Here is a 15,611-nt window from a genome sequence, read left to right as displayed (position 1 = left end):
TCGAGGAGGCACGTACCCTGCACGCCGAGGCGCTGCAGCGGATGCGAGACATTCTTGGCGCGGATCACCCCGACATCCGCGCATCGGAAAGCCGCCTGGCGGTCGGTCCCGCTGTCCTCGGCGCAAGCCGTCCGGCCGCCGAACCACAGCCCGACGAACTTCAGCCCGACGAGCACGCACCCCATGGGCCGATATCCGGCGCGGCACCCCCGGACAGCACCCGACCGGACCCGACCGATGAGCCACCGGCCATCGCGCGGTAGGACCGCCCACCGCGGGCTGCGCAGCGGCGTTACCCGCGCAGCGCCCGTGGGACCTGTTCGTCGTCGGGGACACCGGGCACGAACGTGTAGCGGGATGCCTGCTGGAACTCCTCAAGCGCCTGCCGGGACAGCTCGTGGGAGGCGAGGGCGGTGAGCAGCCCGACCGGCACGCTTACCTCATCGGCGCCGTCCAGCAGGGCGGCCTCCGCCTGCCGCACGGATTTCACGCTGGCCGCCAGGATGCGTGACCTCTTCCGGTCCGGCACGGGACGCACGAGAATCGAGGCCAGTTCCGTCACCAGACGATCGTGCCCGAGCAGCCGGGCCGCCCGGTCGACGTAGGGAATCACCCAGTCGGCACCCACCGAGCCGGCGAGCGCCGCCTGCGATCCTCCGTACACCCCCGTCATGGCGACCCGGACCCCTCGACCGACAAGTTCAACGGCCATGGAAAAGTACTCCGAGACCGCAGGAATCTTGATCACGGTGTGGTCCGGATTCTGCTCGAAGGCGGCCCATGCCTCGCCGAGGGCGGCGTTTGGACTCACGCTGCACGGCTGATAGAAGAACATGCCACCCGGCAGGAGCGCACGCAACGCGCCGAGATGGCGCAGGGGGTCGTCGGCGGCACCCGCCCTGGCCATCAGGGTGGGGTTCACCGTTACTCCGCGCACATATCCGAGCGACGCGGCGAGGGCCACCTCATCGGATGCTGCCGAATCCAGGTACATGCTGATCGCCTTCACTTGTGGGCCGGTCGGCGGACAGCCGGTATCCTCGCATCTCGATTTCCCGCTGCCACGGACCCCCTTACGCCTGGATCTCCTTGGCGTAAGGAGCGGACAGCCCCGACCCGGTCCGCGTGACGGCGAGGGAGGCGGCCGACACCGCGGAACGGATGGCCGCCGCCGGGGGGACTCCGTGGGCCAGACCGGCGGCGAGATAGCCACAGAAGACATCCCCCGCGCCGACCGTGTCCACCGCGTTCACCACCGGGGCTGGTTCCCGCAACGAGAGGGCGACACCGTCGTCCCCCACAAGCCGGCCGATCACTCCACGCTCTCCCCACGTGACAACGACGTTCATGCGGGGAAACCGGGAGGCAAGATCGTCCAGCCGCTCCGCCATCACCTCCCCTTCCGCGTACAGGCACACCTCGACCTCGTTCGGCACGAAGTAGTCGACGAGAGAAAGCAGGTCCGCTGGGAGTGCGGCAGCGGGCGCCGGATTGAGGATCACCTTCACCCCGGCCGACCTCGCGATCCGCGCAGCCTGCCACACGGCGTCGAGCGGGAGCTCGAGCTGGAGCAGCAGGACGTCCGCCGCGGTGATCGCCGACCGGGCGGCGGCCACGTCGGCCGCGGTCACCGACGCGTTCGCCCGCGGGACGATGATGATCGAGTTTTGGCCGCCCCGCTCGACGACCGGCAACCCGACGCCGGTTCCGTCCTGCTCGGCGCCGTGCAGGTGCGTGGTATCGATCTCCTCCTCGGCCAGTGCCTGACGGAAGATGCTGCCGAACTGATCGGCGCCGACCCGGCCGACCAGGCTCGTCCGCGAGCCGGCGCGAGCGGCGGCGACCGCCTGGTTGAAGCCCTTTCCCCCGGGAGTCATCGTGAAGTCGTCGCCGACGAGCGTCTCGCCGGGAAGCGGCCGGCGGGTGGCGTAGGTGATCAGATCCATCATCAGACTGCCGACGACGCACACCGTGTCAGTCACGCGGGCCTGGCTCCTCTCGCTCGCACCCTGACCCTCACCCGAGGTCCGCGCCTCGGTTCTTCACCGAACTCTCCCGTATGCGCAGCTCCGTGTTGAGCACGACCGTCCTCCCGGTGGCTGCCGAACCCGCCAACCGACCGAGAAGCAGATCTGCGGCGGATCGCCCGATGTCGTCAAAGGGCTGTTCGATCGTGGTGATGGGCGGATCCTGCATCCCGTTCCAGGGGAACTCGTCGAACGCCACGAGTCCCATGTCTCGCGGAACCGAGCAGCGGGCCTCCCGGAGCGCTTCGAGGGCCCCCACCGCCATCAGGTTGTTGGAGACCAGAACCGCCTCGGGGCGCGGTCGTGTACGCAGCAGGCGGCTCATCGCGTCGTATCCGCCCTGCCGCTTGTAGTCGGCGAACACCGCCAGCTCGGCACGCGGTTCGATACCGTGCAACCGCAAGGCACGTTCGTAGCCCTCCCGGCGCTCGCGTGCCGTCGTCGTGCGCAGCGGACCGCCGATGAGGGCGATACGCGAGAACCCCTCACTGATCAGGTGTTCCGTGCCGCTGCACGCACCGGCGGCATTGTCCACCAGAACACCGTCCACCTGGTTACGCAGGGCGCGCCGGTCGACCGTCACCACGGGCGTCCCATGGTCGAGCAGCCGCCCGAGATCGGTCTCCTCCTCGGAGGTCGGCGCGACGATGACACCCGCCACCTCCCCGAGCACGGCAAGATCGAGATAGGCGTTCTCTCGGTCCAGATCCTCATCGGCGTTGCACAGGAGAATCGAATATCCATCGCGGGCCGCAGCGGCCTCGACGCCCCGAAGAACCCCGGAGAAGAAGGGATTTTCAGTATCACTGAAGATTGCTGCCCAAACCTTCGCGAGCGGGCGGGGAACCGCCATTCCACCATCGCTCCGAGAAATCGACGAGGACGGGATCTCCGGATTCCGAGAGCGGGCCGCGAAACGACCGATTCCACCGCCGTTCAGAACCCGGGTGAAGGTGTTCGTCGACACGGTCGGCCGGCCACCACCACGGCCGGCCAGCCGCATACCGTCGGCATCGCTCACGAATTTGACGACACGTCCACCCATGACGCCTGCTTTACTCAGGGGATCCGTTACGACAGGATAGACGCGGAAGGGCGGACAGGCTCCATCGACTTCCCCTGCACCTTCGCCTCCGCTACCCGATGACCGATTTCTACCGATTTCACTTTCNCCCCNCCGGGCGGCCTCCCGCCGGTCCCCCTCGGCTGCCCGGCGCGGGTCAGGGCAGCGTGGCGGCGTACCGCATCGTGTCGCGGGTGAGAGCCCGCAGCCGCGCGAGAGCCATCGGCCTGGGGACACCCGGCTGCCAGGCGTTGACACTGAACCAACCCTGGCTGCTCTGTAGCGACGGAATCAGGGAGATCATTTCCACCCCGACCGGCGGCTCCGGCAACCGGAACACCAACCAGTCCGTACCCAGCGCCACAACAGTCGCGATCCCGTTCGCCGCGATCACGGTCACATCCGTCGGCAGACATCGGCTGTCATCCTCATCCTCGCGGGTGAGGCCACGACTCGAAGGGCTTGCCAGGTGTGGCAGTTCCCTTCGCCGAGCTCACTCGCGCAGTCCTGTCGGCCGCCCGGCGAGGCACGCCATGCCGCGACCCGCGTAACGCCACGGCCCTCGTCCCCGCACATCCGGAGATAGCCGGCAGTTGCCCCATCTCCGGTGATACCAATAGTGGCCGGTGGGTCACGGTCGTGACGAGGCCGGGGCGAGAGCGGGGAGGATGCGGTGGACGTGGCAGGATTTGTCCGGCGCGGCAAGGCGGCGGCGCGGGCGACGGTGCAGGCGGGAAACCGGCAGACGCACCCGGTGCGGTGGGGGAATCTGCGCCGGACCAGCCCGTTCTCCGCCTGGTACGGCAGCGAGCGGGGACGACCGGTCGACCGGCATTACATCGACGGTTTCATGGCCGCCCACTGCGCGGACTACACCGGTAACCGGGTGATGGAGGTGAAGAACCCCCACTACAGTGACCTGTACGGGGCGCCGACCGAGCTGACGATCGTCGACATCGACGCGAACAATCCGGACCTCACCCTGCACGCGGACCTGAACAAGGTGGGGAGCCTCCCCCCGGGGGCCTACGACTGCGCGATCGTCACCCAGGTCCTTCAGTATGTCGACCCTCAGGCAGCGCTGGCGAACCTCTGGCAGTCCCTCGCCCCGGGCGGCGTCCTGCTGCTCACCGTCCCCGCCCTCGCCCGGCTCGACCCCCATGACCGGGACGCGGATCTGTACCGCTGGACTCCCGCGGGGCTGCGCACCGAACTCACCACCGCCGGCCTGCCCAGCGATGACGTGCACGGCCACGGCAACGTCCTGGCCGCCGTCTGCGCGCTCCAGGGCCTGACCGTGGAGGACGTGACGGCCGCAGAGCTGGACGTGGTGGATCAGGACTTTCCCCTCACCGTGTCCGCGCGCGCGGTGAAACGAATCTGATCGCACCCGCCCCAGGGGCGAGTGCGACGAGGGCCACCGTGGCGTCGCCAGCCTGGACCCGCCACTCGTTTTTGGATTGTCACGGCAGTCTGTCGTCCACGCGACACGGGCGACCTCATTCCGACAGCCTCCAGGTAGATACCGGGTATGCCATACTGCGTATGTTGCCCCCAGAGGGGCGGACCATACCGAGTATGTAAATACCAGGTATGCCGTGCCCGACAGGTACCTGCCGCCAGGCACGTGCCGACGCAGGCGCAGGGAGGCGTGATGTCGATCCGACACGGGCTGCTGGCGTTGCTCGCCGAGCGCCCGATGTACGGCTACCAGCTCAGGGCGGAATTCGAGACACGCACGGGCTCGACCTGGCCGCTCAACATCGGGCAGGTCTACACCACGCTGCAGCGACTCGAACGTGACGGGCTCGTCGAGCCGGCGGACACCGCCGGGTACGCCGATGACCAGACAGCCGTCTACCAGCTCACCGAGACCGGCCGCGCCGAGACCGAAAAATGGTGGTCGGCGCCGGTCACCCGCCACGCTCCGGCCCGAGACGAGCTGGCCATCAAGCTCGCGCTCGCCGTCACGCTGCCCGGAGTCGACGTGCAGGCGGTCGTGCAGCGCCAGCGGACCGAGACGATGCGCGCGGTGCAGCAGTACACCAGGCTCAGTCGCCGGGCCGACGAGGCGAACGACACCGCCTGGCTGCTCGTGCTCGACAGCCTCGTGTTCGCCGCCGAGGCCGAGATCCGCTGGCTCGACCACGTCGAGGCCCGGCTCGAGCGGACGGCCCGCCGGGCCGCCCGCACCGACGCCAGCCCGAGCGGTGCTCCCCCGCCGGCCACACCGACCACGGCCCTGTCCTCGCCAGGCCACCCAGACGCAGCCACGACCGAAAAGAGCGGACGATGACCTCGATCGCGCCCCCTCGCATGCCGGAGCCCGCGCCCCCCGGCACCTCCCCGCCCGCCTCGGCCCCGATACTGCGCATGCGCGGCGTGACCCGGGTCCACGGCGGTGGCGTGACCCAGGTCGTCGCGCTGCGCGGGCTGGACCTCGTCGTCCACCCCGGGGAGCTGGTCGCCGTGATGGGCCCGTCCGGCTCGGGCAAGTCCACCCTGCTGACGTTGGCGGGCGGGCTCGACCTCGCGACGTCGGGCGACGTGTTCGTCGACGGGACGGCGCTGGGAGGACTGTCCGCCAGAGCGCTCGCGGCGCTGCGTCGACGCAGCCTCGGCTACGTCTTTCAGGATCTCAACCTCGTTCCGGCGCTGACCGCGGCCGAGAACGTCGCGCTCCCCCGGGAACTCGACGGCGTGGCCACGCGCACGGCACGCAGGGAGGCGGTGGCCGCCTTGGCCGACGTGGGCGTGGCCGATCTCGCCGACCGGTTTCCCGACCAGATGTCGGGCGGCCAGCAGCAGCGCGTCGCGATCGCCCGCGCGCTGGTGGGCCCCCGGCGGCTCGTGCTGGCGGACGAGCCGACCGGCGCGCTCGACTCGGCGACCAGCGGCGAGGTGATGCGGATGCTTCGTGCCCGCTGCGACGCCGGCGCCGCCGGCCTCCTCGTCACCCACGAGGCACGGCACGCCGGGTGGGCCGACCGGGTGGTGTTCCTGCGCGACGGAACGGTGGTCGACTCCACCGGCGAACCGTCGACCCCCGAGTCCCTGCTCGGCAGCACGTCGACCCACCCGCACGGAAGCCGATCCTCCGACCGCCCACCGTTCGTCCCCAGACGGACCAACCCCGGACCGTCCAGTCCCGGACCGTCCAGTCCCGGACCGTCCAGTCCCGGACGGCCCAGTCCCGGACGGCCCAGCCCCGGAGCGACCGACCCCGGACGGCCCGACGGGGACAGCGGGAGCGCAACGGACGGAGCCGACCGGTGACGAAGCTGGGATTCCCCGCCGGGCGGGCGGCCCTGCGGGTCGCCCGACGCGACGCGCTGCGTGCCAAGGGCCGCACGCTGCTGATCGCCGTGATGATCGGGTTGCCGGTCCTGCTGGTCTCCGCCGTCGACGTCATCGCCCGATCGGCAGACGACGGCCCTGCGCAGCGGGTCTGGCGCACGCTCGGCACGCACCCCAAGCTGCAGGCACGGTTCACCGGCTGGAACATCGGGCTCCCCATGGCGCAGAGCCCCGACGCCGAGACCGCCAGTCCGGTCGACCCCGACGCGAGCGGGCCGGCCCATCTGCCCGATGCCGAGCGGGCGCGGGCCGGCCTCGCCGCGGCGTTGCCGCCCGGGGACCGGCTCGCCACCGTGCACGACGCCCACGACGCGCGCCTGCGGATCGAGGACCCCCGCGCCCACGACGGCAGCCGCTTCGTTCGCGCGGACCTGCACGAGGCCGCCTGGACCGACCCCCGCCTCGCCGGCCTGGTCACCCTCACCTCGGGCCGACTGCCGGCAAAGGATGGCGAAGTGACCGTGACGGCCTCGTTCGCCAGGCACCTCGGCGTCGGGGTCGGCGACACCATGCAGCTGGAGCTTCCGGGCCGTGCGGCCGCCGACTCCACCGCACCCACCGGTGCCGTCTCTCCCGCCGGCGGTGAGGGGCGCCTGCGCCTGGTGGACGTGGTGGGAGTCGCCCGCCTCCACGAGGACCGCAACACCAGGGCGGTGCTCGGCACGCCGGGCCTGCTGCCGGCCACCGACACCCCGGGCTACGGCAACGACACGCTGTATGCGGTGGGTCCGAGCCCTGTCACCTGGAACGATGTGCTGCGCCTGAATCGGCTCGGTGCGGTCGTGGTGAGCCGGGCGGTGTTCGCCGATCCGCCCCCCGCGAGCGACGTGCCCGCGGTGCCGAACAGTTCCGGCACCTTCGCCGCTGCCGACGCGGCGGTCGCCGCCACGGCCGTCGGCCTGGTGTTGCTCGAGGTCGCGCTGCTGGCGGGGCCGGCGTTCGCGGTCGGCGCTCGGCGCACCATCCGCAATCTCGCGCTGGTCTCCGCCAGCGGCGGCAACCGCCGGCAGATCGCCGCCATCGTGCTCGCGGGCGGACTCGTGGTCGGTTTCGGGGCCTCGGTGGCCGCCGCCGGGCTCGGCGCCGGCGTCGGCGCGGCGGCGCTGCCCGTCCTCGAGCACTACGAACACGGCGACTTCGCGCACACCGACGTCCGGCTGCTCGACCTGTCACTGATCGTCCTCGTCGGGACGCTCACCGCCGTTGCGGCGGCCGTCGTGCCGGCCTGGCAGGCCAGCAGGGTCGACGTCGTCGCGGCGTTGGCCGGTCGACGAGGTCCGCTCGTCACCCCGAGGCGAGTTCCGGTACTCGGCGTGGTCGCGGTCGCGGTGGGGGTCGGTCTGGCGGCGCTCGGCGCGGCCACCGCCGAACCACTGCCGCTGCTCGCCGGTACCGCGGTCGTGACACTCGGCATGATCGCGACCGCGGGATCGATCGTCGAGCTCCTCGCCAGGGCCGCCCGGCGGCTGCCGGTCGCCGCCCGGATGGCCCTGCGGGACGCGGCTCGCCAGCGTGGTCGCACCGCCCCCGCCGTCGGGGCGGTGATGGCCGCGGTCACCGGATCGGTGGCGATCTCGCTCTACGTCGCCGCGCTCGACCACCACGACCACCTCACCTACCGGCCGTCGGCCGCCCCGGGGGGCGTGGTGCTCGACCTGACGCGGTGGGGGCCGAACGGGCCGGAACAGCCGCATCCGGCGGCGCAGGTGGAGGCGTTGCTGCGCGCGAACCTGCCCGTGGACAGGGTCGCGCCGATCTACACCATCGGCAGTGCCGCAGACAGTTCGTCCTACGCCTACCCCGACCCTCGCAGCGACCTCTCCTGCGACGGGACGTACGGCCCCAGCCTGGCCCCGTGGGACGCGTCGGTCGACGAACGGTGCGGCGAACGGGGGCTCATCCAGGTCCACAACGGCGTCGCGGTGGACGACGGCACCGCGCTGGACGTCGCCAGCAACGGCGGCTACCCCGATGCCCGGGCCGTCGTGGCAGCCGGCGTCGTCGCCGTGACGAACCCCCAGTACCTCCGGGCGGACGGGACCGTCGTCGTGAAGGTCAGTCCGCCGTACGATCCCGGGCAGTCCGCTGTCGGGACGAGCGAACGGACGCTCGTCCTGCCCGCCAGGCTCGTCAGGCGCGCCGGCGGTACCCCGATCGACATGATCGTCGTGCCCCCGGCGCTGGTACGGGCGCGGGGGTACTCGGTCATTCCCGACGCGGTGATGGCCAGCACGACCCGGGTGCCCACGGCGGCCGAGGCCGAGCGGGCGGACTCGGCACTGGCGGACGCCGGAATCGACGGCGGCCTCGTCGTCGAACGTGGCTACCAGAGCGACTACGACATCGGGTTGGTGGCACTGGCGGTCGCGGCCGCCGTCGTCACCCTCGGCGCCACCGGCATCGCCGTCGGACTCGCCGCGGCAGATGGTCGCGCCGACCTGGCGACGCTCGCCGCCGTGGGGGCGAGCCCGGGCGTACGCCGCCGGCTGGCCGCCAGCCAGGCCGCGGTGATCGCCGGCACCGGGGTGGTGCTGGGGGTCGTGGCCGGCGGGGTGCCCGGCCTCGCGTTGATCTGGATGGAACGCCACGGTTCCGGGACGTTCGACCAGACCTGGGAGTTCATCCCACCCTGGCTGAGCCTGACCAGCATCGTCGTGCTCGTGCCGCTCGTGGCCGTGGCGTGCGGCTGGCTGTTCACCAGGTCCCGGCTGCCCACCCTCCGCCGCGTCACGCTCTAACCCCTCGGCCTGGTCTTTCCGCAGTGCTCCCATGGCTGGAGAGACGCCCGTGTGATCCCAGCAACAAAGGGCTCGAGGTTGATAGTCGAAGATGGCGTGCTCACCCGGACGAGAAGGCGGCTATCTGGCCTTATGAACGTCGGGTTCCGGGTCGGTCTGGAGGAAGCAGCCGAGACTGGGGTCGTAGAGACGGACACCCATCAGGGTGAGGCCGGACAGGGTGTCCCGGGAACGTTCCTTCGCGCCAAGCCAGCCGTACCGCGGATACGCCGAACTCAGGAAGTAGGGGCTGCCGAACTCGGTGGACTCCGCATAGCTCGCCGGCGAACCGGCCGAGGTCGCGTCGTCGACGGTCGCGACCACATCACCGTGCAGGTTCGCCAACTGCAACGTCACCNCACCACCATCGGTCTGGACCGCGGCCAGATCGCCGCCGATACCGCTGACGTTCCGCGACCAGGACGAACCGACCCCGATCCACGCCGGGCTGTCCCCCGACCCCGACGTGTAATGGTTCACCGACGTGGTCGACCCGTCCGACCACGACCGAACCCGCCGAGCCGGATCCAACGCATACGTCCTGGTCGACGAGCCCGACGGGCTCGCTGGCGACCAGATCGTTCACGTAGTAGCCGACATTGACCGACGACCCGGCCGGCGGACACGGATCCGTACATGAGACATATCGGAACCTCACCGGTTACATTGGTGCTATCACACGCACCCGCTTCCAGATCAGATCTCGTTAAGGCCGATCTACTCTAGACCTAATACCTTGCCTCACCAGTAGGCCCGTAACGACCCCAAACGGCAGAGCAGGACCTCGATATGAGGTACTAAGAAGCCAGAGCGAAAAGCCGGCAAAAGCAGCGGCGAACAGGAAATAGAGAAATGGCACCCGCCTTTGATGGGAGCCCAGAATGGCCTTCATCGTTCCAAGACATTGTTGATTGATGCGAGACGCCAATTCTTATGGCCTCCTATTCCGACAGGCCCACGAATCCAGCAAAGACAAAGAGAGTGCCAGAGATCAAAAAGATTCCCCCAAACACCCTCATCTGCCACGGTTTTGTTCGCCCATCGTATGCCTTGAACTCGCCACGCACACTGAAGTCGCGGATCCACCTCGGCCCTACCGTGTCATTCCAACGAGATACTCTCTCGGGAATCAGAAGCGAGATCAGCCCAGCACTAATCATCAGCACGCCAAATAGAGAGAAGAGTAGATCCTCCATTGGAGTCATCCTCCGATCATTCCCCGGTCGGACAGATGCCTGCAGGGGACCTCAAGGTCCCCTGCAGGCACGGAATCCGACTCAGCCACTGGGCATCATGTTCAATAGATTGAACTGAGTGTAGCCGAAGATCGCACCGTAGCCGACAACTCGACGGGCCGAAACACGACCCCGTCGCCTCGCAATCCTTACTGCTCCACCCGCCCTCACTTTCGTAATTTTTCCGACCGCTTTTTCGGACCGCGCAAGGGCCCCAAAACCACCATAGCCGAAGACTATATCGGCACCAAGGGTCCCGTAAGTCGACTTCTTACTCGCTCCCTGGAATCTACTACCGGCGTAGTCGAAACCGGTGGATGCGGCGATAAGACCAACTCCCACCCAACCACCGAACGGGATAGAAGCTACGCCCACGGCAAAGCCGGCATAGGAGAAGGCTTTCCCTATTCCCTTCCTGTGCTTCTTTATCCAATGCCTAATCGACCGGCCGTCGAGGTCGAAGGTGTTGTAGGGGTCCTGGTGGGCGTAGTCGTAGGCGTTGTCCGACCCGCCGGGGACCGGATCGGTCTGGAGGAAGCGACCGAGGTTGGGGTCGTAGAGACGGACACCCATCAGGGTGAGGCCGGACAGGGTGTCCCGGGAACGTTCCTTCGCGCCAAGCCAGCCGTACCGCGGATACGCCGAACTCAGGAAGTAGGGGCTGCCGAACTCGGTGGACTCCGCATAGCTCGCCGGCGAACCGGCCGAGGTCGCGTCGTCGACGGTCGCGACCACATCACCGTGCAGGTTCGCCAACTGCAACGTCACCGCACCACCATCGGTCTGGACCGCGGCCAGATCGCCGCCGATACCGCTGACGTTCCGCGACCAGGACGAACCGACCCCGATCCACGCCGGGCTGTCCCCCGACCCCGACGTGTAATGGTTCACCGACGTGGTCGACCCGTCCGACCACGACCGAACCCGCCGAGCCGGATCCAACGCATACGTCCTCGTCGACGAACCCACGGTCTCGCTCGCCACCAGATCGTTCACGAAGTACCCGAGACTCGCCGACGACCCGGCCGGCGGGTACGGGTCCGTCGTCGTCCGACCGAACAGATCATAGGTATACCCGCTGTTCGTGAGCCGATCAGCCTGGTCATAGCCGAAAGAATAACCGCTGGGCGATGTTGACGTCGAGCAGGTACCCGCATCACTACCCCCACCATCGGGGTAGCTCGTCAACGACAACCGATTCGAATCCGCGTCATACCCATACGACCGCGTCGTGCACGACGCCGGACCGCCATAACTCACCGTATCCGCCACCGACGTCAACCGGCCCGACAAGTCATAACCCAACGACTTCGTCGATGCCGGCGTCGCGTCCAACCGGATCTGGCCGTAAATCGAGTTGGCCTGGGCGAATGCCAGCCACGGAGTGCCATCCTTGGTGTAGTTCAGCGCGGTCGGCTCACCGTTGTCGTCATACCGCGTCGCCGCGACCAGGCCGTTCGGATACGTCTGCGACGTCAGCTTCCCATCGGCGTTGTAACCCGCGGTGAACGTCGACGGCGCGCTGCCGGCGCCGACATCGAGACTCGTCAGCAGGCCACGGTGCTCCCCCGAACCACCGTCGTAGGTGTAGGTGTACGTGCCCTTGCCGTCGTTCACCGTCGCGACCCGGCCGTCGATGTCGTAGGTGGTCGCCGCGGTGTTGCCGTCGGCGTCGGTCTGCGAGGTCACCTGGCCCCACGAGTCGTAGCCGGTGGTAAGCGTGACGCTGTCCGCCGTGGTCGTCGTCGGCAGACCCGTCGACGCGTCGAAGGCGTAGGTGGCCGTCGGGATCGTGCTCCCGCCATCGGCCGCCGGGCTCGCCGCCACGGCCTCGGAGGTCTTCCGGCCGGCGCTGTCGTAGGTGTAGGTCGTGGTCCGGGTCGTCGAGTTGACCGTCTCGACGTTGGTCAGCACCTCGTTCAGGTCGTTGTACGTGTATGCCGACACCGGCAGTGGATTCCCCGACGACGGCTGCGCCGCCGGACCCTCCGTGCACGCCAGGCCGGTCCAGGAGGCGTTGACGCAGCTTCCCGACCCGGTCGCGGTGAAGTACGAGGTCAGCGTCGTGTAGGCGTCGCCACCGGAGCTGCTCGCCTTCGGCTGGCGGGACTCTACGACGTTGCCGGCCGCGTTGTAGTAGGTCGTGCGGACGATGTCCGGGGTGGAGCCGCCGCCCATCCAGGTCGTCACCGTCGTCGGCTTGCGCAGGTTCCACCCGGATGTTGCCGCGTCCGCGCCGCTCTTCGCCTCGTAGCCGTTGACGGTCTTGCGCGGGTCGGCGTCGCTGCCGTCGGCCAGGCGAATCGTCGTGGTCACCGTCGTCGCCAGCCGGTAGGGGGTCGGCGACGACGGGGCGCCCTGGTCGTAGTCGGTGTGGACGTGCTCGCGACCCGAGTAGCGGGCGCCGCCGTTGTCCACGATCTGATGCGTCGGGCCGTACGTGTCGGCCACCGACACCCCGTCCGCGGTGTACGCGGTCTGCTCGTCGAGCCGCTGGGAACGGGCCGCGGAGCTGGTCAGTGCCGCCACGGTCGGGTCGGTGTCCGCGGTCGGGGTCAGTGCCTGGTTGCGGTTCTCCGCGGACAGCGTGCGGATGGTGTTGCCCTTGGTGTCGTGTTCGGTGGTGGTGATCTGCCAGGCGCCGTTGCCGTAGGAGGCGCTGTTGACCTGCCGGCCGTCGCTGTTCAGGTAGGTCAGGTCGGCGTACGGCCAGTCCTGTGGCGACGGCGGTGACGGCGGCACATGATCGGCGGTGAACACGCCGGCGCCGTAGAGCGGCAGGTCCTGCTGCGCCCAGGCGGCGACCGCCCCGGCCGACAGGTCGATCGGGGCGGTGCCGCCGGTGACCGCGATGTCGTAGGCGACCGTCTGCGTCGCCGTCGACCCGCCGGGGGTCGGGCGGGACACCGTCGAGATCCGCCCGGAACTGTCGTAGGCCAGCGTCCAGGTGGCCTGGCCGGGCGGGGTGATCTGGGCGAGCCGGCCGGCCGTGTCGTAGCTGTAGGTGGTGATCAGGTTGGTGCGGGGGTCCTTCGCCGAACGCAGCCGGCCGGCGGAGTCGTAGGCGTAGGCGGCCACGTTCACCGGCGCGGCGCCGTTGAGCGCCATCGCGATCCCGCTGACCCGGCCGGTGTAGTCGCCCCAGGTCGCCGGGTCGGTGCCGGTGCCGGTCGCGGTGGTCGACGTCGCGTACGTCAGGGTCAGCGCGCGGCAGCCGGCGCCGAGCGTCGTGCACGACACCCCGGCGGGGACGGGGGCGAGGATGCGGGTGACCCGGCCCGCGGAGTCGGTGGTGTAGGTCGACGTGGTGTTCGAGCCGGGCTCGATGACCTGACTGGCATGCCAGGTCGTCACACCCCCGACGACCTGAGCGGTGAAGACGGTCTTCGTGCCGTCGACGTCGGTGTGGGTGAACTGGGTCGCGGAGTCCTTGGTCAGGGTGCTGCCGTCGACGGCGTCGTCGCCGACGCCGGTGTAGGCGTACGGATAGCCGCCGGTACCGGCGCGGGTGTAGACGTCCTGGACGCCGGTGTCGTCGGTGAAGGTGACATAGCCACCGGAATCGGTGCTGTCCGCCAGCGTCTCGTCCGCGGCACCGGCATCAGGGCCGGGCATGCTCGCCGTCCACCCCGGCCCGAAGATCGTGTTCGACGCACCCGCGGGCAGCACCTCGAACATCGACCACGAGTTCGTCGCCGTGGACGGTGCGGTGGTGGTGATGGTCAGCGCCTGACCGGGAGCGGAGGACGCCGCCGTCTTGTACAGCGCCGCACCGGTCAGGTCCGACTGGTGGTAGCTGCCCTGCAGCGTCACCCCGGAACCGGGGGTCGGGACCGCCGCGGCGTTCCAGTCGGCGACCGCGGCGAAGGCCATCGACCCGGCCGCGGTCGACGTCACCGACTGGTTGAACACCCCTGCGGTCGTGTCGTCGGGCGGGCCGATGTTCGTCGCGCCGATCGGCGTCGCCAGGTTCGCGTTCATCACCACGAGGACCTGCAGGAACTTCGAGCAGGTATTCGTCGACGAGGTCAGGGTGACGGTGCGTGCGGCGGAGCTCGACGTCCGCGCCCACCAGGCGACCGCCTCGTCCTTGGTGTCGTTCGCCCCGGACCCGGCGACCCGGATCCAGGACAGCCCACCCGAGTCGGAGATCGCCGGGATGGTGCTGGCGCCGGATCCGGTCGAACCGGTGTCGGCGAGGGCGAGCAGCAGCGCGTTCGCCGGCGCCGTGAACGACGCGGTCACCGCGTTACCCGCCGACGTGCAGCCGTTGCCGTTCCAGCCGACCGCCGGCGGCGTCGACGGATCGACCGTGAGGGCGGCGCCGGCGGGGGCGTTCACGCCGAGGGTGGTGAAGGTGCGCCCGACGGTGATGTCGCCGGTGTAGCTCGGCATCGACGCGTCGGTGGCGGACACCGCGTAGTCGCCGGTCAGCAGGGCCACCGAGCCCGGCCCGACGGCGTGGGTGGCCTCGGCGTCGGCGAACGCGTGCCGGGTGTACTGGATCGTGTGCGCCGGCACGCAGGTCACCGTGTTCGCCGCGTCCCGGAAGCAGGCCTGCACCTGCACCGGGCCGTCCGCGGCGCCCGCGGTGGTCATCGTGGCGGCGAGGTCCCAGGTCAGTCTGTCGAACAGGCCCGAGCCGTTGCGGGCCATCGGCCACGACGGATGCGTCGACGTGCCCGCGACGGTCACGGCGCCGGTCGGCACGTCCGTCCAGCCGGTGGCGGTGTTCGTACCCAGCCGGTACTGGAACGTCACCTGGGTCTGCGCCGACGGCGCCTGCCCCTCCAACGTCGTGAACCGCTGGACGCGGGCGCCGTCCGCCGGCTGCGCCAGCGCCCCCGCACCCACCCCGAAGCCGTAGGAGACGACCGGCGACAGGTTGCCCGCCTTGTCCTTCGTCCGCACGGAGAAGGTGTGCAGGCCGGCGGTCGTGGTCAGCGACGGGGTCGTCGTGGCCGTCGTCTCCGTCGCCGGGGACGGCTGGTCGAGGCCGTAGAGGAACGACTGGGTGTCCCCGCCGGGCGAGGTCCAGGTGAACGTGCCCGAGGTCGCCGACGCCCAGCCACCGGACGCCCACGCCGCCGAACTCAGTCCGGTCGGGGCGGATGGTGCGGTCGTGTCGACGATGAACGGGATCCACGACGAC

The 15,611-nt window shown here is 69.7% G+C and carries 9 protein-coding genes; 4 read left to right on the top strand and 5 right to left on the bottom strand.

All coding sequences use genetic code 11. The features are described from left to right. Nucleotides 1–292: 292 nt before the first annotated feature. The 4 genes from FF36_RS30130 to FF36_RS30115 all read right to left on the bottom strand — a co-directional run bounded on the left by FF36_RS30130 (nucleotide 293) and on the right by FF36_RS30115 (nucleotide 3,484). A complete protein-coding gene (locus FF36_RS30130) occupies nucleotides 293–994 on the bottom strand; it encodes a transaldolase family protein (RefSeq protein ID WP_128423433.1) in 702 nt (233 codons plus the stop codon). A gap of 79 nt (nucleotides 995–1,073) precedes the next feature. Beyond that, nucleotides 1,074–1,982, bottom strand: a complete 909-nt coding sequence (locus tag FF36_RS30125) for a ribokinase (protein WP_199865556.1) — start codon at nucleotides 1,980–1,982, stop codon at nucleotides 1,074–1,076. A 34-nt stretch (nucleotides 1,983–2,016) separates the two neighbouring features. Further along, the gene (locus FF36_RS30120) at nucleotides 2,017–3,072 is read right to left on the bottom strand and encodes a substrate-binding domain-containing protein (protein ID WP_082122362.1); all 1,056 of its coding nucleotides are present in this window, start codon (nucleotides 3,070–3,072) and stop codon (nucleotides 2,017–2,019) included. Between the two features lie 175 nt (nucleotides 3,073–3,247). Next, nucleotides 3,248–3,484, bottom strand: a complete 237-nt coding sequence (locus FF36_RS30115) for a hypothetical protein (RefSeq protein WP_128423432.1) — start codon at nucleotides 3,482–3,484, stop codon at nucleotides 3,248–3,250. 285 nt (nucleotides 3,485–3,769) lie between these two features. Between FF36_RS30115 and FF36_RS30110 the strand changes: the two genes are divergently transcribed. From FF36_RS30110 to FF36_RS30095, 4 genes are all read left to right on the top strand, one after another. Beyond that, complete coding sequence (locus FF36_RS30110) at nucleotides 3,770–4,474, top strand: class I SAM-dependent methyltransferase (RefSeq protein ID WP_128423431.1); 705 nt, start codon at nucleotides 3,770–3,772, stop codon at nucleotides 4,472–4,474. Between the two features lie 270 nt (nucleotides 4,475–4,744). Beyond that, complete coding sequence (locus FF36_RS30105; protein WP_044888608.1) at nucleotides 4,745–5,386, top strand: PadR family transcriptional regulator; 642 nt, start codon at nucleotides 4,745–4,747, stop codon at nucleotides 5,384–5,386. Continuing rightward, nucleotides 5,383–6,366 carry an ABC transporter ATP-binding protein gene (locus tag FF36_RS30100; RefSeq protein WP_242422992.1) on the top strand — a complete coding sequence of 328 codons (984 nt, stop codon included), beginning with the start codon at nucleotides 5,383–5,385 and terminating at the stop codon, nucleotides 6,364–6,366. Before FF36_RS30105 ends, FF36_RS30100 begins: the two co-directional genes overlap by 4 nt. After that, complete coding sequence (locus FF36_RS30095; RefSeq protein ID WP_044888602.1) at nucleotides 6,363–9,185, top strand: FtsX-like permease family protein; 2,823 nt, start codon at nucleotides 6,363–6,365, stop codon at nucleotides 9,183–9,185. The genes FF36_RS30100 and FF36_RS30095 overlap by 4 nt, the downstream gene beginning before the upstream one ends. 1,316 nt (nucleotides 9,186–10,501) lie before the next feature. On the opposite strand, the gene FF36_RS30085 is transcribed toward FF36_RS30095, so the two are convergent. Beyond that, the coding region (locus FF36_RS30085; protein ID WP_052681626.1) for an RHS repeat domain-containing protein at nucleotides 10,502–15,611 on the bottom strand (5,110 nt) is incomplete at its 5' end.

It is taken from the genome of Frankia torreyi, from assembly GCF_000948395.1.
In the GTDB taxonomy this organism is placed as follows: Bacteria; Actinomycetota; Actinomycetes; order Frankiales; family Frankiaceae; genus Frankia; species Frankia torreyi.
Note: the sequence above shows the minus strand (reverse complement) of the source record. Positions and strands in the feature narration are given on the sequence as shown.

Excerpts from the sequence above, each read along its gene's own strand:
- FF36_RS30130 (WP_128423433.1), bottom strand. The coding sequence starts at position 994 with ATGTACCTGGATTCGGCAGCATCCGATGAGGTGGCCCTCGCCGCGTCG.
- FF36_RS30120 (WP_082122362.1), bottom strand. The coding sequence starts at position 3,072 with ATGGGTGGACGTGTCGTCAAATTCGTGAGCGATGCCGACGGTATGCGG.
- FF36_RS30100 (WP_242422992.1), top strand. The coding sequence starts at position 5,383 with ATGACCTCGATCGCGCCCCCTCGCATGCCGGAGCCCGCGCCCCCCGGC.
- FF36_RS30105 (WP_044888608.1), top strand. The coding sequence starts at position 4,745 with ATGTCGATCCGACACGGGCTGCTGGCGTTGCTCGCCGAGCGCCCGATG.